This window comes from Streptomyces sp. NRRL B-24484 (assembly GCF_000717715.1).
Classification (GTDB): Bacteria; Actinomycetota; Actinomycetes; order Streptomycetales; family Streptomycetaceae; genus Kitasatospora.
Genome location: NZ_JOAI01000017.1, coordinates 26,124 through 48,862, shown reverse-complemented (window position 1 = coordinate 48,862; position 22,739 = coordinate 26,124). Strand labels below are relative to the sequence as shown.

Sequence of the window (22,739 nt, the reverse complement as noted above, 5' to 3'; positions counted from 1 at the left end):
CCCAGTTTTTCGTATTGGTCTTATAGTGACCGAATCTGACTGGACGTCGAATCGAGTGCCAGGCATGCCGGGAGTGCGGCCGCGGCGCCGGCCGTGGAAAGGGCGGATCGGCGGCCCGGTAATTCGCGCACATCTGGGTCGAGCGTATATCTGGTCAGTGGTCCATGAGTTCGATGGCGATTCGAATCCGCGATGTCGGCGCCCGCTCGGGCGCACCGAAGCGGTTCCGGCGGTCGGGCCGGGTGGCGGGAGGGCGTGCTCCGGAGCCTCGTCGTGTCGATCGCCCCGGGTCGGCCGCCTACCGCACCACGCCGGGGGCGGCGCTCGACACCGGACCGCGGAGAGCGAGCTCAGGGCATGTTCTTGATAGATGTTCCAGCCGGTGCCGGCCTTGCAGGTCGAGGCGCAGAGGTACAGGTCGCCGTTGGCGGTGCGGGTGGGCATGTCGGGGCGGCGGTCGCGGCAGCGGCCGGCAGAAATACAACCGCCTCATCGCCACCGGCGACATCACCGGCATGACCACGGTCGGAGACCCGCCGGCGGGTACGGCGCGCCGTCGGCGGTCAGGACGCGCAGGCGTCCGCGGTGCGGTGTGGTCAAGATCCCCCTGGGGATCGAGCGGTGGGAGCCCGCCCGGGCACGTCGGCCGCGCCACCGGGGCGCGCGTCCATGCGTGAACGGCCCCCACCAACTGCCGCGGAGCGTGGGCCGCGCTCCCGGCGGCGGCAGTGGAACTCCAGCCCTCCCGAGCCTGCAGGAGGTTGCCGAGCCGGTGGCGCGGCTGCCCGGTCCCCGCGTGGGAGGGCCGTGGCCTCCGGCGGGTGGTGTCGTGGGCGGGCGAGCCGTCCGTGCAGGGGCTGATGTGCGGAGTGCAGTTGGCGCGGTACCGTGGGTAGTTCGTGCCCGGGGTTCGCACTGCAGCGCGTGGAAGCGAGGCGTCAATGGCCGCAGAGCCCACCACACCACCCGCCGACCTGGATCGTACCGTGGTGGATCCTGCCGATCCGGATTCTGCGGTGCCGGATCCGGGGCTCCTGGATTCCGCCGCATTGGACCGGGTCGATCGTTCGGTCTCGGTCCGGCCTTCGTTGGCCGCTCTTGCGGCCGATGAACGGACGCGCGAGCTGGGGCGGGCGCTCGCGGGTGGCGAGTCCGGCGAGGTGCCGGTCTCGGAGTTCTTGTCCGCGATCTGATCGCCGGGGTCGGGCCGCTCTTCCCACGGTGGCCGTGCGGTGCCAGAGTGTCGGGCATGACCGGTTTCACCGAAGTGGCCCTGAGTGACGGTACGTCAGTACTGCTGCAAGTATTCGACCTTGAGTCGGCATCGCCCTCGCCCTCGCCGTCGCCCTCGCCGTCGTCCCTGTCCGGGACCGGTGGACCTGGCGGCTCCGGGGGCGGCGGGGGAGCGGATCTCCCCGACGGGGCCGGTGAGGTCGTGGCGGTCGGGCGGTTGCGCGATGCTTCCCGTACTACCGGGGAGGCGTTGCGGGAAGCACTCCAGCCACTCGGTTCGGTGCTCGACCTGGTGCACGGTGCCGTTCGTTCGGCCGCCCGGCCGCCGGAGCAGGTGGAGGTCGAGTTCGGCGTCAAGTTGTCGAAGGATCTGAGGCTGGGCATCGTGGCAGCGGGTGGCGAGGCCGCTCTCACCGTGCGCGCGACCTGGCGGGTCCGCCCGGACCGCGCTGTGCCGCCGCCTGCGTCACCCGTTGAGGTGGCGGTGTCGACGGCGTCCTGACGTCACTCATCGGTGGGAAGCGTTGTGCAGGGGCCGGCTGCGGGTCGTGATCCGGACGCGCCCGTCAAGGCCGCGCATGTCGCCCTGTACCGGGCCGGCGAGGAACGGGCTTACGGCGGCGGTCTGTTGATTGCCGACGGCCGATTGCTGACCTGTGCGCACGTGGTCAACCAGGCACTGGGGAGGCATCCGTTCGAGCAGTTGCCGCCGCCGGTGGACGGACTGCGGGTCGCGCTGCCGGGCCAGGCCGCAGCCGGCCGGTTGCGGGTGGTGGTCGAGCAGTGGTGGCCGGCCCGCCGCAGCGGTGACCTCCCGGCGCGGGAGGGCGACAGCGAGTGGTCCGGTGATCTGGCGCTGTTGCGGGTGGTGGACCGCCTTCCGGACGGCGCGGCCACCGTCCCGTTCGGATACCACCGGTACGGGCCGACAGCGTTCGCCTGGTACGGGAGCGGGCACGCCAGCACGGTGGCTGCGGTCGTGGTCCAGGGCCGGACCGAGGACTGGCTGGTGCTCGACACCCCCGCCTCCGCCCAGGGGGTCGTGGAGGGGTACAGCGGCAGCCCGCTCTGGGACCGCGAACGGCAGTGCGTGGTCGGCCTCGTGGTGAGCCGCCGACGCGAGCGGGCCTTCGCGATCCCGACCGAGGCGCTCCAGGCCCTGCTGCCCGACCTCACCCCCGTCCCGGGCCCGGTCGCGGCCGGCTCGGTCGCTGCCGGACGCCGCGAAGACGCGCACGGGACGGACCGTGCGGCCCCCTACCATGCGACCATGTCGCTGCAGCTCATCGATCCGGTCGGCCGGATCCTCGTCGATGCCGCCGACCGGGCAGACTGCGCAAGGGAGTTCGCCGAGCAACTCGGCGTGGCACTGCCCACCGGCGACCCGTCGGCCGAGTGGTTCGTCCTGACCGCTCTGACCGCCCGGCACGGCATTCCCACACTGGCCGCTCTGCTGTCCGACCGCACCCCGGGCCCGAAGGAGCGGCTCGGTCTCCAGATCCAGGCGCTGTACGCGGCCCCCGACGAACTGCTGACCTGTGCCGAGAACCGTCAGCTGCTGGACCTCCTCGCCACCCACCCGGCGAGGCCGCGGCGAATCGCCGCCCGGGCGCTTCCACTCGGACCGGCACTCGACGACGTCGACTGGCCCGAACTGGTCCGGCTGCTGGAGAGCTACCGGCCGCGTTTCGGCAAGGTCCCGAGCCTGCTGCGAGTCGTCGAGTTCGCCGCGGCGGAGGCCGCCGACATGGCCGCCCGCAGCGCCCTGCGCGCCTGGAACGACGCCGTCGCCGCGCGACTCGAACTGGCCGAGGAGCTGGCCGAACACCGCATCACAGCGACAGAGGCCACCCACGGCCGCCGCGCCCGTACAGGAGACGAACCACCGGCCGTACAGGTCCAGCTGTGGCGTTCAGGAGCCACCGACAGCTTCGGCTGCACCGTCCGACTCCACGGCGCCGACGGCTCGACCGTGCACCGGAGCTTCCACGACGCGCCGATCGGCCGGACGGCGCTGCTCGATCTGCTGGCCGAGGTGCTGGCCCAGGTCACTCGGGAGAGTGAACCGGGTGCGCTGCCGCGCGTGGAGTTCTTCGTCCAGAAGGACGAACTCGACCTCGACGTGGACCAATGGGTCTACCGGCCCGACGAGTTCTTCCCCAGCGTCCTGGGCCAGGACTTCCTGGTCGTGCTGCGCTGTCCGGAGCTGCGCCGCCCGGAGTACTGGCCGGAGCTGCGCTACCGCTGGCAGACCCGGCACACCGGGGACGTCCTGGTGCAGGAACGGCGCGACCCGGCCGTCCAGGAACGGGGCCGGGCGACACCGGTGTGCGGCGTGGCCCTCTGCTGTGCCCCGCCCGGGACGAGACCGCTGCGCGCGATCGCCCTGGCGGTCGGAGTGCCCGGCGTCGTGTGGCCCCGGCCGGGCGCCGACCCGCGGGCGGGTACGCTGCTGCGCGAGTTGGCCGCAGGACTGACGGCATCCCAACTTCCGCGCGCCGTATACGAGGCGCGGATTGCGGCGGCCGGCGGCGAGGGAATAGGGCGGCATCTGGCGTGCGTCTGGGACGGCCCGACCGGAATTCCGGCGTCGCTGCCCCTCAGTGACCCTCCGGAGTGACAGAGTGTCGGTGGCAAATCGCCCGTGACGGGCCGAGCACGAAGAGAGGGTCAGCGAGAGATGAACGCCGATCGGGGAGACTGGCGGCTGTACCGCGCCGACCGGGTGCCGCGCCCCCGCCCCCTCCCGAAGGCCCCGCCCTGGCGGCGCTTCCCGGCCGACGACGTCCAACGGCACGCCCTCCACTACCACATCACCGATGCCGAGGCGGACATCGTGAACGCGGCGCTCCACCTCCGCCGCCCGCTCCTGGTCACCGGCGCGCCGGGCACCGGCAAGTCCTCCCTCGCCGCCTCCATCGCCTACGAGTTGGGCCTGGGCGACGTCCTGCGCTGGCCGGTCAACAGCCGTACCGCCCTCGCGGACGGCCTCTACCGCTACGACGCCGTCGGTCGCCTGCGCGACGCCAACCGGGCAGGGCAGCACGGCGACGATTCGGACATCGGAAGCTACCTGCGCCTGGGCCCACTGGGCACGGCACTGGCCACCGGAACGCCCGGCCGGCCACGGGTCCTGCTGGTGGACGAACTCGACAAGGGCGACATCGACCTGCCCAACGACCTCCTGGTGGTCTTCGAGGAAGGCACGTTCGAGATTCCCGAGCTCGCCCGGCTCGGCGAGCGGCACACGGACGTGGCGGTCATGGTCGACGGCACCTCGGACCGCCACACCGTGCGCCACGGTCGCATCTCCTGCCAGGAGTTCCCCGTCGTCGTACTCACCAGCAACGGCGAGCGCGACTTCCCGCCCGCGTTCCTGCGCAGGTGCGTGCGCCTGGACCTTAAGCAGCCGACCGGCGAACAACTGCGCAGCATCGTGGCGGCGCACCTCGGCCCCGACGGCCTGTCGGCCGCAGACGACCTCATCAACACCTTCCTGGAACGTCGCGACACCGGCCAGGCCATGCTGGCCACCGACCAACTGTTGAACGCCGTCCACCTGAGGGTGAACGGTGTCGACCTCGAACGCGAGGGCCTGGTCGCAGCCGTCCTGCGCTCCCTCGACGAGGCCGGGCCCCAGGAGTGACCCGACGTTCCCCGGTGGAGCGCCTGCAGGACACCCTGTCCGCGGCCGGCCTCGGCCTGACCGCCCTCGAACTCGCCGAGGTGCTCTGGCTGGCGGCCCGCATCCCCGCGCCAGGAGCCGCCGGCGCCACCGGCACACCGACCGCCACCACGTCCCCACCACACCGCCCGCCCGGCAACCCATCCGGAGCGGACGCCCCTGCCCACGGTTCGGTTCCCGGAACCGCCGGAGGCACCGACGTGTACGCCATGGCGGGAGCCCCGGTCGAGGGCACCGCCGCCACCCCCGTACTGGTCAGGGCCGAGCGGGCACTACCCGCACCCAGGCGACTCGCCCGGGCCCTGCGCCCGCTCAAACGCCCCGTCCGCTCCCCGCGGGAACAGGAACTGGACGAGCGGGCGACGGCCGACCTGGTCGCCGACACCGGCGTGTTCGACCTCGTCACGCGCGCCCGGCGGGAGCGCTGGATGGACGTCGCGCTGGTGATCGATGACGGCCTCTCCATGCACATCTGGCGCGAACTGTCCGCCGAACTCCGAGTACTGCTGCAGAACGCCGGAATCTTTCGCCGGGTCCGCACCTACGGCCTCGACACCCGCCACCCCGAAGGACCACGGCTGTACAGCCGGCCCTTCGACCCGCACGGGGTTCGGCTCCCGGCCGGTTCGCCCTGCCCTTCGGACGGACGCGGCCTGGTGCTGGTCCTCTCGGACGCCGTCGGCGCCGGCTGGCGCGACGGCCGACTGGACCGGCTGCTCGCACACTGGGCCCGCAGCTGTGCCACCGCAGTGCTCCAGCCGCTACCGAAACGCCTCTGGCCCGGCACCGGGCTGCGAACCGAAACCAAACAGCTCCGGGCCGGCCGGGCAGGAACCGCCAACTCCGCCTGGCGCGTCACCGACCCCGTCCTGCCCGCCGACCTGGCGCCGTTCAGCGGACTACCCGTCCCCGTCGTGGAACTCGACCCCGCGTCCATCGCGGCGTGGGCCCTCCTGGTCGCCCACGGCACCGGGACCTCCGTCCAAGTCGCAGAGGTCACCCCGGCAGCACCGCAGGAGCGGCCCACACCCGCGCCGGCCGGCACCGGCCCGGCCACCGACATGCGCTCCCGACTGACCCTGTTCCGTTCCGCGGCCTCCCCGGAGGCCTTCCGGCTGGCCGGCCACCTCGCCGCCGTCCGCCCGCTGACACTGCCGGTCATGCGCCTGGTGCAGCGCGCCGTACTCGGCAACCAGGGCAGCCCCGCCCACCTCGCGGAAGTACTGCTCGGCGGCCTACTGCGCCGTGCCCCCGCCGATCCGGCACCGACCGGTCACCCCCACCCACAGCGTTACGACTTCCGTCCCGGACTGCGCGAACTGCTCCTCGAGTCCGTGCCCACCGGGGCGGCCCTGTCCACAGCGGCACTGGTCACCGACCTATGGCGCAGCCGGACCCCCGACGGACGCGACACACCCGCCCTGCGCGCCGCACTCCACGGCACCGGCGCCCTACCCCCGGGCGCCGGCGCCTTCGCCCGCACGGACACCCCGCTGCTCGGCCACTTCGGCCCCGGCGGCCCGCCCTCCACCGGCGACCCGATCGACGACGTGCCGTTCGGTGCCCTGGCCGACCACCACCCGCAGCTCGCCACCCTCGTCGCCGACCAGCGCTGGCCGGAGGCCGTCGAACTCGGGGAGCACGTCCTGGAACAGTTGCTCACCGAACTCGGCCCGCACCATCCGACCGTCCTGGGCGGCCGGTTCGACCTCGCCGAATGGATCGGCGCAGGAGGAGCCCAACAGACCGCCCTGCAACTCTGCCGTGAACTCTGCACCCACCTCGCCGCACGACTCGGTCCCGACCACGACCGGGTCCTGACCCTACGGGCGAGAACCGGCCACTGGACCGGCCTCGGCGGCGACCCGGCCGCTGCCGCTGCCGTCTTCCGCGAGCTCCTGCCCGACCAACAACGACTCCGCGGCCCCGACCACCCCGACTGCCTCACCACCCGCCACCAGATCGCCTTTTGGACGGCCCAGAGCGGCGACGTGACCACCACCCTCGCACTCTTCCAGGAGCTGCTACTGCTCCAGAGGAGAGTGCTCGGCCCGGACACCCGCGAGACGCTCAGTACCAGGGCCAACATCGCCTCCTACACCGGCCAGTGCGGCCGGTCGGCCGAAGCCCTGGAACTCTGGCAGGCCCTCCTGCCCGACATCCGCCGGGTCCTCGGTCCGGACGACCTGCTGCTGCTCGTCACCGAGGCCGAGATCGGCCACTGGAGCGGCATGACCGGCGACCCGGCCGCCGCTCTGCGACTGATCCCACCTGCCATCCCCCGCCTCACCGAGCTGCTCGGCCCGCACCACCCGTCCCCGTACGGCTTCCGCCGCAGACTCGCCCAGTGGACCGGCGAGCTGGGCGACACGACCGAGGCCCTCCGACTCCTGCGCGACCTGCTCGGAGACCTCGGCCGTGGTCTGGCCCCCGAACACCCCACCTTCCTCGGGGTGCGCGCAGAGTTCGCCTACTGGACCGCCCGGTCGGGTGACCTCGACACGGGACTGCGCCAACTGCGGGACCTCCTACCCGAACTGACCGGTATCCTCGGCCCCGACCACCCCGACACCCGCTGGGTCCGGGAGACGATCGACCACCTGACCACCCCGCAGGACTGACGGCCGAGCGGAACGGGCCCGCGTCGGCCGGGACGAGGCGGAAGGCTGACCCGGAGCAGGTGCCACCGTCCCGGCGGGCTCGAAGTGCAACCCGCCGTCCGGCCGGTCCGCGATGCGCGACGACGGTTCCGGGAGCAGCGCCCCGCCGTCACCGTTCCGGACGGTGATCGGCTCCCCGCGCGGTGTGCGGCATGATCGCGTCGTCCGGGATCACCCCGAGCCGGCCTGCCTCGTAGTCCTCCATGGCCTGGATGACCTCGGCCTTGGTGTTCATCACGAACGGCCCGTAGTGGAAGACCGGCTCCCGGATCGGCTCGCCGCCCAGGATCAGCACGTCCAGGTCGGCCGTGCCGCCGTCGGGCCGGCTGCTCGCCGTGACGGTCAGGGCGCCGCCCGGGCCGAGGACCGCGAGCTGGTGGGCGGCGAGGGGCCGGTCCTCGGCCCCGACCGAACCGTGTCCCGCCAGCGCGTAGACGAGGGCGTTGAAGTCGGGGCGCCAGGGCAGGACCAGGCGGGCTCCGGCGGTGATGGTGGCGTGGGCGAGGGTGATCGGCGTGAACGTCGAGCCGGGGCCGGCGTGTCCGTCGAGTTGCCCGGCGATGACCCGTACCAGCGCGCCGCCGTCGGCCGAGGACAGCAGGGTGACCTCGCGCCCCTCGATGCTCTGGTACTTGGGCGGGTTCCACTTGCTGGCCCTGGGCAGGTTCACCCACAGCTGGATGCCGTGGAACAGGCCGCCGGAGAGGACCAGGGCCTCGGGCGGCGTCTCGATGTGCAGGATCCCGCTCCCGGCGGTCATCCACTGCGTGGCGCCGTCGGTGATCAGACCGCCGCCGCCGTGCGAGTCCTGGTGCTGGAAGAGGCCGTCGATCATGTAGGTGACGGTTTCGAAGCCCCGGTGCGGGTGCCAGGGCGTGCCCTTGGGTTCACCCGGTGCGTAGTCGACCTGGCCCATCTGGTCCATGTGGACGAACGGGTCGAGCGACCGGGTGGGAACGCCGGCGAAGGCCCGGTACACCGGGAAGCCCTCACCCTCGAACCCGCTGGGCGCAGAGGTCACCGCCGTGACCGGCCGCTGCGGGGCGACCTGCGGATCGGGCTCGGCGATACGCGGCAGGTCCAGCACGTTTTCCACGGTCACAGCGGGCATGACACCCTCCCCGAGGGGGTCGGAAGGTCCGGTCCAGTCTAGTGGCCGGGCGGCCCGCGGGCATGTCACGTCCCGGGTATTCGATCTTCACGACCCGGGCCCCTGGAGCGTGCCACCGCCTCCGAGCGGTGGGTCCTGGCCTCCGTGGTCCGCGCGTCGCACCCCGGGTGGTCCGAGGTGTCGATCCGGGCACGGCCGAGCAGCTGCGCATGAACGGTCGATCCCCGGAGGGGACGTCGGGAGGCGTCCCACGGGTGGACCGCACCGCGCTGTCCGGCCGCGGCCGGTCGGGGCTCAGCCTGCCCGGACGCACTCCGCGCGGGCGGTGGAGAGGTAGGTGCCTGCGGTCAGGTCACCGCCCACGGACAGCATGTCGATCTTGTGCGTGCCGCCCGGGCCGTAGCCGAGCCCGGTGATCCGCCGGCACAGCACGAGGGTCTGCGCGCGGGTGGTGCCCCCGACGACGTTCACCATCAGGGAGCGCCGAGGCATCGCGGCGTCTCCCGTGGCGGCGGGGATCCCGCCGTGCGAGACCGACGGCAGGCATCGGATCTCGTCCGGGAGTCCCTCGCTCGCCAGGCCTTCGACGGACCCGGCGGACGGCTCGCCGTCGGCCCCGGACTTCGGTGCGCAGGTCGCCGGCGCCGAGCTGCTGCCCGGCGTACCGGCCGCGCCCGCCGTGCCCGTCCGATCGCCCGGCTCGTCCGCCTGGCATCCCGCCACTGCGGCCAGCACCGAGATCGCCGCGCACGCCGCCACCAACCGCCGTGCACGCACGCCGTGGACCCCCCGACATCCCGTTTCGATGATCATACTGGCGTCACGGCGGCCCCTGGCTCCCCGTCACCACCTCACCCGATCGAGGCGCGGGCCGTTCTGCACGGCGCCCGCACCCGGCCGGACCGTCGCCCGCCGGGGTGTTCGCGGCGGGGCCGCGCCGCGGTCTGACATACGGTGAAGGGGGCGCGGGGGACTCCCGGGCCGGGGGGAAGGGATGAGTTCGTGTGGGAGATCGAGGCGCGCCCGGGGACGGTGCGCGGTGCCGTGTCCGGGCCGGGGGAGGCCGGCCGTGGCGAGGCCGGGGACCCGCCGACGGCGGTGGGGCAGATGCTCGCGCTGTCCGGCTGGGTCGGCGGGGGCAGGCAGTTGACGACGACGGGGCAGCTGCTGCGCGCGGATGCGCGGGAGCTGGTCGAGCTGCTGGAAACCGGCAACGACGAGAGGGGTACGCGCTCGGTTGCGCCCCTGCGCGGCGTACAGGTGCTGATGGCGTGGGCGCACTTCGCCGGCCTGGTGACGACGGACGGTCCGTGCCTCGGCCCGGGGCCGGCTGCCGCGCGGCTGCGGGAGGATCCCGGTGCGCTGCGGGACGCACTGTTCACGGCCGTGCCGCGGCTGGAGGACTCCCGCAGCGGCTGGCAGTCCGTGCGCCTCCACCTGGAGGGCTCGGTGGACTTCAGCGCGGGCCTGCCCGCCCTGTGGCGGCGTCTCGACGCCGGGTCACTCACCGAGGAGGAGGCCGCGTGGACGGTCTGGGACGAGCTGACGGGCCGCCACCACGTCGAGGAGCGCCAGCCGCCGGGCCTGACCTCGTGGAGGGTGGTGGTCGCCCGGGACGTGGCCAGGGCGCTGGGCCTGTACCGGGCCGTGGGCGCGGTCCGGTTCGACGACGGCCGCATCGCTCTCACCGGCTACGGCCGCGACCGGCAGCCGGTGGCGGCGCGCCACGCGCCGGCGGGCGTCGGGGGAGCCGAGGGGGCTGTCCGGGGAGGATGAGGGGGTGTCGCCGACGGTGTCGTGCCTGGCGGGGTCCTGAAGCACGACAGCGCCGTCCTTCACGGAACCCGGGCTGATACCGGTGGCGGTCGCCGTGTCGGGTTGGGCGGTCACGGTGCGCCGGCCGACGGCGGGCCGACGGGCGCGGTCGACCAGGCCGACGCCCTCCACCGGCTCGCCGCCGGCTGCCCCAACGAGTCGCCCACCGTCACTCCGGCCCGCTGAGCCTCCTGGCCGGGCCGGCGAGGAGCGGGCAGGTCGGCGTGGTCCGGTGGAACGGCGGCCCGCAGCCGGGTGTGCTGCGGGCCGTCCGGGCCCGGGTGCATCGCATCGACGGTACGCACGGCCGGACCTCGCATCCGCGCATGGACCCGGTCGACTCCTCCGGCCCCTCGGAATGGAGAACCGGGGGGACCGGGAGGCGCTCTACCGGCGTACCGCCGAGATCAGTCCGCCGGGCCGCTCCTCGCGCTGCGGCGGGGTTTCGACCGGGCGGCCGTAGGCGGCCGCGCGCTCGCGCAGGGTGTGGCCGTCGGCCTCCCAGCCGTGCCCGGCCAGCCAGCCCACCGGGTCGTCGGGCATCTCCGAGACCCACATGGAGGCCGCCGATCCCGGCACGGCGTCCGAGCTGAAACGCTCGATCACGCCGCGCGAGCCCAACGTCAGCCCCAGCCGACTGCCTGCCGCCGACTGCGCACCGATCCGGGCCAGCAGCAGTTCCACCGCGTCCTCGGGCAGGTAGATCAGCAGTCCCTCGGCGATCCACACGGTCGGCAGCGCCGGGTCGTGCCCTGCGGCGGCCAGCGCGGCCGGCCAGTCCTCGCGCAGGTCCACCGCGACGGTGATCCGCTCGCAGCGCGGGACGGCCCGCTCCTGGCGCAGTACCGATGCCTTGAAGTCCAGTGGCACGGCGGTGTCGACCTCGAACAGCCGGGTGCCCTCGGGCCAGTCCATCCGGAAGGCCCGGCTGTCCATGCCGGCGCCGAGCAGTACGACCTGCCGGACCCCGGACGCGGAGGCCTCCAGCAACAGATCGTCGAGGAACTTCGTCCTGACGACGATGGAGAACGACACGGCCAGTCGGCGGCGTCGCGCGGCCTCGTCCTCGGGTGGCGGCGAGGACGGCCACAGCCCGCCGGCGGCGGCGAAAGCCTGTGCCAGTGGGTCGCGGAACAGCGGATTCTCCCGCTCCGTCTCCAGCGCCCGCACCCTGGCCACCCCCACCGCCGTGGCCCACACTCCCGACGGCTGCACCCGCCCCTGCTCATCAGTCACCCGCCCAGCCTAAATGATCGATTTCCAGGGCGACCTGATGATGAGTCGGATTCATTCGTGGCCGGCCGGTCAATCCGTGCACTGACCACCTACCGTCACGAAGTCGCCATGAGGCGACATCGACAGTCACCCTGCGTATGCGACCGTACGGCAGGGGGATCTCGTCGGATTGCACTGGTCCAGCGGGGAACCCGGCGCGCCGAGACCGGAGTTCAGATCGTGGGGCTCGTCTGCAACGGGCGGGGGGCGCCCCACCCGCCGTTCCGCGCGGGCCGTCCCGTTCACGGCGCCCGCCCGACCGTCGAGGAGCAACCGCCGGATGCCGAACCACACCACCGGCCCGGCCGCCCCGACCCCGGAGGAGGCCTGCGCGGACGCCCCCGAGCCGCACGTGGAGACGGCGGCGATGCTCAACCTCGCCCGCGCCCACCACGGCACCCCGCAGATGCACGACCGGGAGTGGGTGCCGCGCCACGCCGCACTGCTCGACCGCATGCTGCTGCCCGCCGGGACCCCGGTCGGGATGGCCGGCCGGCCGAACCCGGCTGCCGTCGGCGTCGCGGTGCAGCTGCGGCAGATGGATCGGCACGGCGGCACCGGCCGCGGCCCGCCCGGCCCGGCCGCGGCCGCGTGGGACGGCGAGGACTGCGAGGACGGCCCGATCGGACACCTGCGGCAGGAGTACCCGGCCCGGCGCAGCGGACAGCTGCCGGACGTGGCCGCGGTCGGGGCAGCGGTGCGCACCATGTCCGAGGTCGCCGGCGGCGATGTGGGTTCGGGGCGGGCGGCCCACCGCGCCGAACCCCGGCCGCACGGGGAGCTCCTCGATCTCACCCGGCGGCGGCTCGCGGCGTACGTGCGGGCGGTGGACTTCGGGATCGACGCGGTCGACGACCGGCGCCGCGCCGAGCGGGAACTCGGGGAGCCGGCGGCGGCAGCCGGCGACGCCCGCGCACAGGCGCCGCCGGCTGATCGGCCTCCGCGAGGAGTTTGCCGCCGGCGTCGACCTGGCCGACCTGTACGGCACCGAGGTCGAGGACGATGTCCGCCGCCGAGTGGAGACCCTTGCCGGGGTTGCGGCGGTGCTGCGCGTCGCCGGGGCGGCGGTTGCGGCCGGAGCCCTGCCCGACGGCCGGGATGTCGACCCGCCCGGCCCCCGTTCTGCTGCCCCGTCCGGGTAGGGCTGGGGTTGGGCGGCCGCGCCGCGTGGGACATGCGGGGGATGACGAGCTCACCTGCACAACGCCCGCAGCACCGCCGTCCGGCCCCACGCACCGCCGCGCCCGCCACTGAGCCGCCCGCGGCAGAGGCGTCCGGCCAGCCCCCGGCGGTGGTCTGCTGTCGGACCTGGAACACGGAGCGCCTGCTCCCGGGCGGGGCCGTGGTGGCCACCACGTGGCACGAACCGGTGTGCCCGGCCGCCCGGACCCGCCCGTGACCGGCGACGCCCCGGCGGAAGGTGACGATGCCGGCACCTGGGCGACGCCACGTACCGGCCGACTGCCCGGTGACATCGCGGCCAGGGTCCGGGCGGCTCGGGAAGCGGGCGTGGAGGAACGCCACATCCGCCTCATCCTCGCCGAGGCCTTCGCCGTGCCCGGTGCCGCTGCCACGGGACCCGATCAGGGCCGGGTGCGTGATCGCCGCTGAACCCTTGCCGGACACCGGGCCGGGGCCGAGCGGCCCCGGCCCTCGGACATCGCCGCCCACCGGCGCTCCGACGGGCACTCCGCGGTCGCCGGCCGACGGTGGTAGGGGCCGACGGTGGTAGAGGCCGGCGGTGTGCTGAAGGTTGCACCGGAGCAGGGCGAGCGGGCGTGCCGAAGTCGCCGGGGGACGGCCCGGCGACGATGACCAGGGCGGACGTACGACACGGCCGGGTGGCCGTGGTTCGCCTGTGCACCCTGCTCCGCCGGGACCCCGGGCGCCCCCGGCGGCGACTGCTCGGGACTACTGGCAGAACTCCTCGAACACGGCGGTGAGGTCGGCGGCGACCGCTCGCGCGTCGCGTCCTTCGATGCGGTGGCGGGGGATGAAGTAGACGAGCTCGCCGTCCTTGAAGACGGCGAACGACGGGTCGGAGGGCGGGATGTCGGGGAAGTAGCCGCGCATCTTCGCGGTGGCCTCCAGGTCCTGCTCGGCGAAGACCGTGAACAGCCGGTCGGGGTGCTTCCCGTCGCCCTCCAGGGCGAGGCGGACCCCCGGGCGGGCCATGCCCGCCGCGCAGCCGCTCACGCTGTTGACGGCCACCAGGGTCACGCCGGTGTCCGCGCCGTCCATGGCGGCATCGACGTCGTCCGCGGTCAGCAACTCCTTGAACCCGATCGACGTCAGCTCTTCCTTCATCGGCTTGATCAGCAACGGCGAGTACGGCATGGCACACGCTCCTCACGCAGAGAGATGGATCCTGCACGAAGAGTATCCGCGGCTCGGCCGCCGCGCCCGTATCCGGCTGCCCGGCCCGGCCGGCCACCGACTGCCTCGCGCGGGTGCCGGACGGGTCACCGGCTCACCGCTGCGGGCAGGGTGGTGCGGAACGAGGTGGTTCCGGACGGGTCGTCGACGACGGTGAGGGTGCCGCCGTGGACGGTGGCGATGTCGCGGGCGATGGGCAGGCCGAGGCCGGTGCCGCCGTCGTTGCGGCTGCGGGCGTCGTCGAGGCGGGTGAACCGTTCGAAGATCTTTTCGCGGTCGTCGGGGTCGACGGGCGGCCCGTCGTTGGTGACGTCCAGGACCGCCTGCCCGGATTCGCCGTCCACCTCCAGACGCACGGTGATCCGGTGCCGGGCGTGGCGCTGGGCGTTGTCGAGGAGGTTGGTCAGCAGCCGGCCCAGCCACAGCGGGTTGCCGGGGACGGTGATCTCGGTGGTCGCCCGCACGGTGACCGGGTGCTGTTCGGTGCCGCGGGAGCGGACGGCGGTGTGGACGAGTTCGGTCAGGTCGACGGGCTGATCGGGCCGGTCGTGCGCCCCGTCGAGGCGGGCGAGGAGCAGCAGGTCGGTGGCGAGGGCCTGCAGGCGTTCGGTGTCTTTCAGGGCGCCGGCGACGAGGTCGGCGCGCACCTCGGGGTCGGGGTGGGTGAGTGCGACCTCGAGCTGGGTGCGCAGGACCGCGAGGGGGCTGCGCAGTTCGTGGGAGGCGTCGGCGATGAACCGGCGCTGGCGTGCGCCGGCGGCTTCGAGGCGTTCGAGCATGGCGTTCATGGTGTCGGCGAGGCGGGAGATCTCGTCGTCGCTCCGCGGGTCGGGGACACGGCGGTCCAGGGCGCGGTCGCCGATGGCAGCGACCTCGGCGCGGATCGCCTCGACCGGCTGCAGTGCGCGGCCGGCGGCGCGCCAGGTGAGGAAGGCGACGGTGAGCAGCAGGACGGCGGAGAGGGCGGCGAGGGCGGCCGTGGCGAGGTCCTCGGCGGTGTCGGCGGTCCGCAGCGAGGCGCCGACGTGGATGGTGACGGGGCCGGTGGGGGTGCTGGTGGTGAGGGTGGTGACCCGCTGGTGGTGTTCGTCGCCGAGTTCGTCGAGGTCGTAGCTGGAGTGGCCGTTGCGGGGGCCGGCGGTGGTGAGGACGGGGCGGCCGGTGATGTTCTGGCTGGCGGCGACGACCTTGCCGTCGGCGTCGAGGACCTGGATGAAGTCGGTGCCGTGGTCGAGCGGGAGGGTGTCGGTGAGGTGCCCCTCGTTGGCGAGCCGGGCGACGGCCAGGGCCTGTTCGCGGGCGCCGGTCTGCACGGTGCGTTCCAGGGTGCTGCGCAGCAGCAGGAGGACCGCGGCGGAGGCGATGAACAGGACGATGGCGACGCTGGCGACGGCGGCGATGGTGGTGCGGGTGCGTACGGAGCGCGGCTGCAGGCGGCGGACGGCTGCGGCGACGCGGGGGTGCCGGGCGAGACGGTGCAGGACGGCCCGGACACGGCGCCGGCCGGCGCGCAGCGGCCCGCGTGCCGAGGCGGGGCCCGAGACAGGGGCAGGGGTCGAGCCCGAGACAGGGGGCGGGGTCGGGTCAGCCACCGTCGGCCGCCAGCCGGTAGCCGGCGCCGCGGACGGTCTGCAGCGCGGAGCGGCCGAACGGGGTGTCGATCTTGCGGCGCAGGGAGCTGACGTGGACCTCGACGGTGTTGGGGTCGCTGTCGGGACCGCTGTCCCAGACCTCGTCGAGGATCTCCCGCTTGGAGACGGCCTCGCCGGCCCGCCGGGCGAGGTGGTCGAGGATCGCGAACTCGCGGGGCGTGAGGGGAACGGTGACGCCCGCCCGCGTGCAGGTGCGGGCGGCGGAGTCGACCACGAGGTCGCCGAGGACGGTGCGCCGCGGTGCCCGGCTGCCGATCCGGCGGGCGAGTGCCTTGAGACGGGCGACGAGGACGACGAAGGAGAACGGCTTGGACAGGTAGTCGTCCGCGCCGGTGTCCAGCGCCTCGGCCTCGTCCCACTCGCCGTCCTTCGCGGTGAGCATCAGGATGCCGACGTCGTTGCCGGCGGCCCGCAGCCGTGAGCACACCCGGTAGCCGTTGAGGCCGGGCAGCATGATGTCGAGGACGATCACGTCGTAGGTGTGGTCGGTGGCCCTGGCCAGGCCCGACAGGCCGTCGTGGGCGATGTCGACGGTGAAGCCCTCGGCCGTCAGACCGTGCTGCAGGGCCAGGGCCAGCCGCTGTTCGTCCTCCACCACCAGTACGCGCATGACCACCAGCGTCGCAGGTCGCAGCCGCTGGAAGCTGAAGGAACCTTCAGGTCTTCAGCGGGTCTTCAGCAGCGTTTCGCCATGCTGACCTTGTTGCCCGGGGTCGGCCCGGGCCATGCCGAAGATCGGGGTGGGTACCGTGAGCGAGTCCGTTGGCACCGGGGGACCGCAGGAGCAGCCGGGACGCAAGGCGCGCGCCGGCCGGTGGGTGCGCGGCCGCTCGGCGCGCTGGGTCGCGGTCGGCGCGGCCGTGGTGGTGCTCGGCGGCGGCGCGGCCGCGGCCGCGATACACCACGAGGAGGAGGGCCACGGCGACCGCCACAGGGTGTCCGCGGCCGACGGCAGGCACCACCGCATGGTGACCGGGGGCGACGAGGAGGCCGGCGGCACCCGCGGTCCGGAGGACGGTCGCAGGGGCCCCGACGGCGAGGCCCGGGACGAGGTCGGCGCGAAGGCCGCCCCGGCGCCGCTGCCGTCGCTGGCGGCGGCGGACGCGCTGGCCAAGGCCCAGGCCGCCGTTGCCGGCGGCCGGGTCGAGTCGCTGACGACGGTCGCGCAGCAGGGCGGCGGCCGGGCGTGGCAGGCGGTCGTCGTCGGCCCGGACGGCGTCCGGCACGTGGTGACCGTCGACGGCACGAGCGGCGCCCTGACCGGCAACACGGTCCTGAACGGCTGACTCGACGGATCGGCGCGGCGGGGCCGCGCCGTGCAGAAGGGAGTGCGCCGTCTTGGGCGCCACGACAACCCCCATCGCGGCCCACCGCCGCCAGGACCTGTCCCCGCGGCCGGTGTGGAGCAAGGTTCCGCAGGTCACGGCCGTGTTCTGGATCGTCAAGATCCTCACGACCGGGATGGGCGAGACCACCTCCGACTACCTCGCCCGCACGCTGGGGCCCGTCCCGGCGGTCGGTGCTGCCGGTGTGCTGCTGGCCGTCGCCCTGTTCGCGCAGGCCCGCACCCGCCGTTACGTTCCGGTCGTGTACTGGGCGGCGGTGGTCATGGTGAGCGTGTTCGGCACCATGGCCGCCGACGTCGCGCACGTCGCGCTCGGCGTGCCCTACACCGCGTCCGCGTTCGCGTTCGCCGTGGCCCTCGCCCTGGTCTTCGCCGTCTGGCGGTGGACCGAGGGCACCCTCGCGGTGGAGAGCGTCGCCGGCGGGCGCCGCGAGGTCTTCTACTGGCTGGCGGTCATGGCCACCTTCGCGCTCGGCACGGCCGGCGGCGACCTCACCGCCGCCACCCTCGGCTGGGGCTACCTGCCCTCCGGGCTGCTGTTCGCCGCGCTGATCGCCCTGCCCGCGCTCGCCCACCGCCTGGTGCCGGGCCTGTCGCCCGTCCTCGCCTTCTGGTGGGCCTACGTCCTCACCCGGCCGCTGGGCGCGTGCTTCGCCGACTGGGCCGGCGTCAGCCACCGGCGCGGCGGCCTCGACCTCGGCACCGGGCCGGTCAGCCTCGTCCTCGCCGTCGTCATCGCCGCTGCCGTCGGCGCCCTCGCCGCCGGCGAGCGGCGCGCACCCGCCGCGGCCTGAACCCACCGGGTGAGCGGGTGCGACGGGCACGCCGCACCCGCTCACCCCCCAGGAAAGGCGCCCATCGATGCACCTCTCGTCCACCCTGCTGGCCGTCAACCCGCTGGACGCGGGTTCCCTCCTGGGCGCGTTCGGCGCCCTGGGCATCGCCGCGGTGCTCTTCGCCGAGACCGGCCTGCTCGTCGGCTTCTTCCTCCCCGGCGACTCCCTGCTGTTCACCGCCGGCCTGCTGTGCACCACCGGCGCCCACAACGGCCCCCACCTCGACCTCGCCCAGGTCCTTGCGGCGGCCGCCGTCGGCGCCCTCGCCGGCGCGCAGGTCGGCTACCTCATCGGCCGCCGCGGCGGCCGCACCCTGCTCGCCCGCTCCCGCAACAAGCACCTCCACGAAGGCGCCGTCCGTGCCGAGGAACTCCTCGACCGCTACGGCCACGGCAAGGCCGTCGTCCTCGCCCGCTTCGTGCCCGTCGTGCGCACCGTCCTCAACCCGCTCGCCGGCGCCCTCGGCGTCAACGCCCGCACCTTCACCCTCTGGCAGGTCGTCGGCGGCCTCGTGTGGACCTTCGGCCTCGTCCTCGCCGGCTACGCACTCGGCTCCTCCGTACCGAACGTCGACCACTACCTGCTCCCGATCGTCGCCGTGGTCGTCGTCGTCTCCCTGCTGCCGCTCGCGCTGGAACTGCTGCGCTCCCGCCGCCAGGCGAGGGCGCGATGACGGCCGCGCACAGTCTGCTCGCCTTCGACGGGCGCCCGATCGACGGCGGCCTGTACCTGCGCGCGGACCACTTCGCGCAGCACCTGCCCGCCGCCGCGCGGGAGGCGGTCGCGGTGTTCTCCGCCTGGGGCCTGGGCCTGCTGGCGGTACTGATGCTCGCCGCGTGGTGGCGGGCCCGGCGCACCGACAGCGCGGCGATGTCCCGGGCCCTGGCCGCGCCGCTGTGCGTGATCGCGGCGTTCGCCGCCGACACCCTCCTCAAGAGCGTGCTGCGCGAGCCTCGCCCCTGCCAGGTCCTGCCCGCCGGACCCACGCTTGAGGCGTGTCCCGCGCCGGGTGACTGGGCGCTGCCGAGCAACCACACCGTCATCGTGTTCGCCGGCGCGGCCGCCCTGTGGCTGGTCGACCGCCGCATCGGCGCCCTCGCCCTGCTCCTGGCCGCGGCCATGGGCGTCTCGCGCGTCCTGGTCGGCGTGCACTACCCGCACGACGTCGTGCTCGGCGCGCTGGTCGGCACCGCAGCGGGCTACGGCCTCGGCCTCCTGGCCGGCCGTGGACGGGCGCTGGTCGACCGCGTCCGGTCGGGCCGCCTGCAGTGGTGGCTGGCCGCATGAGTGGCATCGGGCGCGGCGGCCCGGCCGCCGGGAAGGCGGCGCCGGCCACGGGTGTCGCGGGTGTCGCGTGGGCGGGCTTCGCGGCGCTGGCCGTGCTGCTGGCAGGCCACGGACGGGCACCGTTCGGCTTCGAGCAGGACGCCGTCGACTGGGCCGTCGCACACCGGCCGCCCGCCGCCCGGGCCGCGGCCCTCGCCCTCACGTCGCTCGGCACCGGCGTGTTCCCCTACCTCCTGGCCCTGGCCGCCGGAGCCGTCACCCTGCGGGACGCACCGGGCCCTCGATCCCGTGCCCGCACGGTGCTGCTGCTGGCGGCACCGGTGCTGTGGCTGATCGCGGGCCAACTCCTGCGCCAGGGGTTCATGCACGCCTTCGGCCGTCCCCGCCCACCGGCAGCCGACTGGGCGACCGCGGCGGCCGGCTTCGCCTTCCCCTCCGGGCACGCGTTCACCTCGGCCGTCAGCGCCGGCCTGCTCGCCCTGGCCGTCGCCCGCACCGGACCCGCCGCGGCCCGGACCGCAGCGGCGATCGCCGCCGTGTTCGCCGCCGCGATCGGACTCAGCCGGATCTACATCGGCGTGCACTGGCCGCTGGACGTCCTCGGCGGCTGGCTCCTCGCCACCGGCTGGCTGGCCGCCGCCGTGGCGCTGCGCGGCCGCTGGGGTGCCGTGCCGAAGCCTCGACCTGCACCGACGGAACCCGGCGACGGTGACGGCGCCGGTTCCGTTCACGCACGGGGCCGGTCCTGACACCCCCGCGCCGGTCCTGACACCCCGTGCCGGCCCTGCCGCTGACGCTCGGATTCCTCGGCCGCGGTGACGCGGGCTGCCCGATCCGCACGGCCCGCGACCTGTCCCGGCGTGACCGGGGGTTCCTCAACCCGCCGGGCCGGCGGGTCGGTTGGAGACGGTCGGTGGTGCGAACAGCGCCCGGACGATGTCGGTGGCCGTCTCCCGCAGCCAGGTGTGGGCGCGGTCGTCGTCGTAGCGCTGGTGCCAGAGCAGGTACAGCGGGACCTCGGGCAGCGGGAACGGCAGTGGCAGTGTGGCGAGGCCGAGGTGTTCCCGGGCCGCGCGGGTGACCGCGTGGGGGAGGGTGACGACCAGGTCGGTGTCGCGGGCGAGCTGCAGTGCGAAGGCGGCGGTGGGCCCGGCGGCGACGACGCGTCGCTCCAGGCCGTGGGTGGCCAGGGCGTCGTCGATCGGGTCGTGCAGGCTGCCGCGTCGCGAAACGGTGAGGTGTTCGGCGGCCGCGTAGCGCTCGATGCCCAACGGGCCTTCGGTGAGCGGGTGGCCCGGTCGGACGGCGACCACCAGCCGGTCGCTGCCGACGAGGCGGTGGCGGATGTCGGGGAGCGTCGGAGGGCCGGCGCTCGATTCGAGGTCGACCTCGCCCCGACGCAGTTCGGCGTCGTCCGTGCCGGGTTCGGCGGACAGACGGAGCCGGACACCGGGAGCCCGGCGGTGAACGGCGGTGATCAGGGCGGTGCCGCAGGCGGTGGTCAGCGCGTCGTGCCAGCGCACGGTGAACACCCGGTCCAGCGCGGCCAGGTCGAGTTCGTGCTGCGCGGACAGCAGCTGGTGGGCCTGCTGCACGAGGGTGTGGACCTGGGCGCGCATGGCCAGTGCGCGGGTGGTGGGGACCATGCTGCGGCCGGTGCGGACCAGGATCTGGTCGCCGGTGGCCTTGCGGATGCGGCCCAGGGAGCGGCTCATCGCCGGCGCGGTGACGTGGAGGCGGTCGGCGGCGCCAGCCACGCTGCCCTCCTCCAACAGTGCGTCCAGGGCCGTGAGCAGGTTCAGATCCAATTGCATGAAAGTCAATCTACAACTGAACAGCATGCACTTGTTGTTAATGATCCGGGCGCCTACCTTCGAAGTGCAGGCGCGGGGCAAGCCGCCCGCCCACATCGAATCCAGGGAGCCCCTCATGAGCACAGCCATGCCTTTCGCCGCCGACACGACGCTCCTGACCGAGGTGACCGCCGCGGTGGAGACCGCGGGCCGCACCCTGCGCGACCGCCACACCCCGCACGCCCGGGGCGTGAGCCTGGACGAGGTCGTCGCCGAGATCCACGCCAACGACGACGCAGTGCTGGACGTCCTGCGGGAGCCGCTGCTGCGGGCCCGGCCCGGATCGCAGTGGGCCGAGGACGAGCTGGCCGGCGGTGAACTCCCGCCGGGGGAGTGGTGGGTCGTCGACCCCGCCGAGGGCAACATCAACCACGTCCACGGCATGGAGGACTGGGCCGTGACCGCCACCCTGGTCCGCGACAACCGGCCGGTGCTCACCGTCGTCCACCTGCCACTGACCGGCGACACCTACACCGCCGTCGCCGGCGGCGGCGCCCGCCTCAACGACCGACCCCTGACGGTCTCCGCCAAGACCGATCTGGGCGCCGCCCTCGTCGGCACCGGCCAGGGCCGGCCCGGCGAGGACGAGCGCACCTTCCGGCGGATCGGCGACTCGGTCACCGCCATGCTCGTCAACGGCCTGGTCGTACGCGTGTCCGTGCCCGCCACCATGCAGCTCATCCACGTCGCCGCCGGACGCACCGACGCCTTCTGGCAGTTCTCCGACGTCCGCTCCGGCCTCGTTGCCGGTGCGCTGCTGGTCTCCGAGGCCGGAGGCTCCGTCACCGACCTGACGGGCGAGCCCTGGAACACCGGCAGCCGCGACTTCCTCGCCGCCGCCCCCGGCATCCACCCCGCCGCCCTCGAAGTCCTGGCACCGATCGCCTGACCGGACACCCCGGACCGCCCCCCTCACACCGCAAGGAGCATCACCGCATGACCAGCATCGGCATCCTCGGCGCCGGCCGCGTCGGCGCCAACCTCGCCGGCAAGCTCTCCGCAGCCGGACACCGCGTCACCCTCGGTGTCCGGAACCCGGAAGTGACCGCGGCCCTCGCCACCGGCATCGACCCGCGCATCGCCTTCGCCGACCAGCGCACCACCGCCCGCACCGCACACATCGTGATCAACGCGACGCCCGGCGACACCTCCCTCGACCGCCTCGCCGGCCTGCGCACCGAGCTCTCCGGCAAACTCCTCGTCGACGTCTCCAACGCCACCCACGACGCCGAGGACGGCCTGCCCGGCGACCTGTGCTACCCCGGCAGCAGCCTCGCCGAGCGACTCCAGGCCGCCCTCCCCGACACCCAGGTGGTCAAGACCCTCAACACCATGCTGTTCATGGTCATGACCGCTCCCGACCTCCTGGCCACCCCACCGACCGCCTACCTCTCGGGCGACGACCAGAACGCGAAGAGGACCGTCACCGGCCTGCTCGGCGACCTGGGCTGGCAGCCCGCATGGATCGAGGACCTCGGCGGCATCACCACGGCCCGCGCCACCGAGGCGATGGTCCTCGTGGTTCCCCCCGTCCTGCGCCGACACGGCTTCAAGCCCTTCGCCGTCTCCCTCGCCCGCTGAGCCCCACGTGACGCCGGTACTCCTCGGCAG

21 protein-coding genes are annotated in these 22,739 nt (G+C 74.1%); 14 read left to right on the top strand and 7 right to left on the bottom strand.

The genetic code is table 11. The features are described from left to right. The first annotated feature begins 941 nt into the window (after positions 1-941). Genes IE98_RS49140 through IE98_RS44695 form a run of 5 tightly spaced genes read left to right on the top strand, consistent with a single transcriptional unit; the run spans position 942 to position 7,539 of the window. Positions 942-1,193, top strand: coding sequence for a hypothetical protein (locus tag IE98_RS49140; protein WP_159400950.1), 252 nt, complete (start codon positions 942-944; stop codon positions 1,191-1,193). Between the two features lie 56 nt (positions 1,194-1,249). After that, positions 1,250-1,735 carry a CU044_2847 family protein gene (locus IE98_RS49135; protein WP_063748946.1) on the top strand — a complete coding sequence of 162 codons (486 nt, stop codon included), beginning with the start codon at positions 1,250-1,252 and terminating at the stop codon, positions 1,733-1,735. Positions 1,736-1,747: 12 nt separating this feature from the next. Then, complete coding sequence (locus IE98_RS0117070) at positions 1,748-3,853, top strand: trypsin-like peptidase domain-containing protein (protein ID WP_106976605.1); 2,106 nt, start codon at positions 1,748-1,750, stop codon at positions 3,851-3,853. Positions 3,854-3,913: 60 nt separating this feature from the next. After that, a complete protein-coding gene (locus IE98_RS0117065; RefSeq protein WP_030269782.1) occupies positions 3,914-4,879 on the top strand; it encodes an AAA family ATPase in 966 nt (321 codons plus the stop codon). Positions 4,880-4,893: 14 nt separating this feature from the next. Beyond that, the gene (locus IE98_RS44695; protein WP_052390618.1) at positions 4,894-7,539 is read left to right on the top strand and encodes a tetratricopeptide repeat protein; all 2,646 of its coding nucleotides are present in this window, start codon (positions 4,894-4,896) and stop codon (positions 7,537-7,539) included. 148 nt (positions 7,540-7,687) lie between these two features. On the opposite strand, the gene IE98_RS0117055 is transcribed toward IE98_RS44695, so the two are convergent. Next, a complete protein-coding gene (locus tag IE98_RS0117055) occupies positions 7,688-8,689 on the bottom strand; it encodes a pirin family protein (protein WP_030269778.1) in 1,002 nt (333 codons plus the stop codon). 294 nt (positions 8,690-8,983) lie between these two features. Further along, a complete protein-coding gene (locus IE98_RS49130; protein ID WP_159400948.1) occupies positions 8,984-9,181 on the bottom strand; it encodes a hypothetical protein in 198 nt (65 codons plus the stop codon). Positions 9,182-9,691: 510 nt separating this feature from the next. Here IE98_RS49130 and IE98_RS44685 point away from each other — a divergent pair. Continuing rightward, entirely contained in the window at positions 9,692-10,465 is a 774-nt protein-coding gene (locus IE98_RS44685) for a hypothetical protein (protein ID WP_030269775.1), read from the top strand. Between the two features lie 426 nt (positions 10,466-10,891). On the opposite strand, the gene IE98_RS0117035 is transcribed toward IE98_RS44685, so the two are convergent. Next, positions 10,892-11,704, bottom strand: a complete 813-nt coding sequence (locus IE98_RS0117035) for a class I SAM-dependent methyltransferase (protein WP_043174374.1) — start codon at positions 11,702-11,704, stop codon at positions 10,892-10,894. Positions 11,705-13,174: 1,470 nt separating this feature from the next. Here IE98_RS0117035 and IE98_RS0117025 point away from each other — a divergent pair. Beyond that, on the top strand, positions 13,175-13,390 hold the full coding sequence (locus IE98_RS0117025; protein ID WP_159400947.1) for a hypothetical protein: 216 nt from the start codon (positions 13,175-13,177) through the stop codon (positions 13,388-13,390). A gap of 300 nt (positions 13,391-13,690) precedes the next feature. On the opposite strand, the gene IE98_RS0117020 is transcribed toward IE98_RS0117025, so the two are convergent. The 3 genes from IE98_RS0117020 to IE98_RS0117010 all read right to left on the bottom strand — a co-directional run bounded on the left by IE98_RS0117020 (position 13,691) and on the right by IE98_RS0117010 (position 16,417). Then, positions 13,691-14,116, bottom strand: coding sequence for a BrxA/BrxB family bacilliredoxin (locus IE98_RS0117020; protein WP_030269769.1), 426 nt, complete (start codon positions 14,114-14,116; stop codon positions 13,691-13,693). 125 nt (positions 14,117-14,241) lie between these two features. Continuing rightward, the gene (locus IE98_RS0117015; protein ID WP_052390617.1) at positions 14,242-15,747 is read right to left on the bottom strand and encodes a sensor histidine kinase; all 1,506 of its coding nucleotides are present in this window, start codon (positions 15,745-15,747) and stop codon (positions 14,242-14,244) included. Next, the gene (locus IE98_RS0117010; protein ID WP_030269767.1) at positions 15,740-16,417 is read right to left on the bottom strand and encodes a response regulator transcription factor; all 678 of its coding nucleotides are present in this window, start codon (positions 16,415-16,417) and stop codon (positions 15,740-15,742) included. The genes IE98_RS0117015 and IE98_RS0117010 overlap by 8 nt, the downstream gene beginning before the upstream one ends. Positions 16,418-16,556: 139 nt before the next feature. Here IE98_RS0117010 and IE98_RS0117005 point away from each other — a divergent pair, with 139 nt between their 5' ends. The 5 genes from IE98_RS0117005 (at position 16,557) to IE98_RS0116985 (ending at position 20,024) form a co-directional block, all read left to right on the top strand. After that, positions 16,557-17,093, top strand: a complete 537-nt coding sequence (locus IE98_RS0117005; RefSeq protein ID WP_159400946.1) for a hypothetical protein — start codon at positions 16,557-16,559, stop codon at positions 17,091-17,093. A 52-nt stretch (positions 17,094-17,145) separates the two neighbouring features. Continuing rightward, positions 17,146-17,946, top strand: a complete 801-nt coding sequence (locus tag IE98_RS0117000; RefSeq protein ID WP_078661079.1) for a hypothetical protein — start codon at positions 17,146-17,148, stop codon at positions 17,944-17,946. 67 nt (positions 17,947-18,013) lie between these two features. Then, entirely contained in the window at positions 18,014-18,661 is a 648-nt protein-coding gene (locus IE98_RS0116995; RefSeq protein ID WP_030269764.1) for a DedA family protein, read from the top strand. Beyond that, positions 18,658-19,275: a phosphatase PAP2 family protein gene (locus tag IE98_RS0116990; RefSeq protein WP_030269763.1), complete on the top strand. Its 618-nt coding sequence runs from the start codon at positions 18,658-18,660 to the stop codon at positions 19,273-19,275. Before IE98_RS0116995 ends, IE98_RS0116990 begins: the two co-directional genes overlap by 4 nt. Further along, a complete protein-coding gene (locus IE98_RS0116985) occupies positions 19,272-20,024 on the top strand; it encodes a phosphatase PAP2 family protein (protein WP_052390616.1) in 753 nt (250 codons plus the stop codon). Before IE98_RS0116990 ends, IE98_RS0116985 begins: the two co-directional genes overlap by 4 nt. Before the next feature lie 126 nt (positions 20,025-20,150). Here the strand turns inward: IE98_RS0116985 and IE98_RS0116980 are convergent, their stop codons facing one another. Next, positions 20,151-21,089 carry a LysR family transcriptional regulator gene (locus tag IE98_RS0116980; RefSeq protein WP_043174372.1) on the bottom strand — a complete coding sequence of 313 codons (939 nt, stop codon included), beginning with the start codon at positions 21,087-21,089 and terminating at the stop codon, positions 20,151-20,153. Between the two features lie 115 nt (positions 21,090-21,204). Between IE98_RS0116980 and IE98_RS0116975 the strand changes: the two genes are divergently transcribed. Beyond that, complete coding sequence (locus tag IE98_RS0116975) at positions 21,205-22,017, top strand: inositol monophosphatase family protein (RefSeq protein WP_030269760.1); 813 nt, start codon at positions 21,205-21,207, stop codon at positions 22,015-22,017. Between the two features lie 47 nt (positions 22,018-22,064). Next, the gene (locus tag IE98_RS0116970) at positions 22,065-22,709 is read left to right on the top strand and encodes an NADPH-dependent F420 reductase (protein WP_030269759.1); all 645 of its coding nucleotides are present in this window, start codon (positions 22,065-22,067) and stop codon (positions 22,707-22,709) included. Positions 22,710-22,739: the final 30 nt, after the last annotated feature.